At 45.8% G+C, this 865-nt stretch carries 1 protein-coding gene and 1 pseudogene; both read right to left on the bottom strand.

The window, feature by feature from the left end; translation table 11 throughout:
- Positions 1 to 4 precede the first annotated feature (4 nt).
- Complete coding sequence (locus KPX09_RS02400; protein ID WP_249548796.1) at positions 5 to 157, bottom strand: hypothetical protein; 153 nt, start codon at positions 155 to 157, stop codon at positions 5 to 7.
- Positions 158 to 720: 563 nt separating this feature from the next.
- Positions 721 to 865: pseudogene (locus KPX09_RS02405) on the bottom strand (type VI secretion protein); the annotation flags it as partial.

Here is an 865-nt window from a genome sequence, read left to right on the forward strand (position 1 = left end):
TCAGCTAGTAGTTACCCAAAGTCACTCTAGCTTCCGATAACAGTGCTGAGCAAGCCGTAGGTAACGCTGCTGCCTTCGTCAAAAGTGCACCAACGAAACAACAGCTATCTGGATTCGTACACCGTGCTGCAACATTGCATGCCCGCTCTATTATCACTTAACCGCATATCGAGAGTTATGTCACGAATCCAAATACACTTACAAATGCCGTTACACACTCTTAAACACGACACAAAAACGTCGTAAACAGACGCTCGTATCACAAGACGCTGAAGTACTCAACTCTACTTCATATTACCACAAACCTCATTACGCAGCACCGCATACCTGTAGTAATCCTGCAAAACCGCTCTGAAGTACAAACCTAAATGCACCGACTATGTGACAGCACATCAATATAGCACCGCAGTACACCGCACATTCGCTAGCGAAACCATGGCATTACAACTTGCACTTAAAACTAAAACTGCACTATAGCCCTAAACACACCAGGTCTCCACATAACAGGAGCAAATCCACCTACGCAACCCACGTGACACGAGCAACACCACTCATACACTGCATGCCAAAACCTCATTATCCGGCATCAATATACCTGAACAATTCTGGAGCACTGCTCCGCAGCACAGTCTGCATGCAGCAACCACGTTGTAATATCGTACAAGAGCACTGAAGTGACACATATACACAGCCAACCCTTATTTTAAAAGCAAGCCCCCATCACGACAGTGTAGTTGCACCGCCACCTTTACACTCAAAGCTGCTTGCATCCCCTATCACATCAGCACCTACCCCAGCAGCAAACTTCTGAATAAGCTTACCAGCTCCAAAGAATATGGCTGTAAACACAACTAACATCACTATA

Origin of the sequence: Anaplasma phagocytophilum, assembly GCF_023476575.1 — a bacterium.
Classification (GTDB): Bacteria; Pseudomonadota; Alphaproteobacteria; order Rickettsiales; family Anaplasmataceae; genus Anaplasma; species Anaplasma phagocytophilum_A.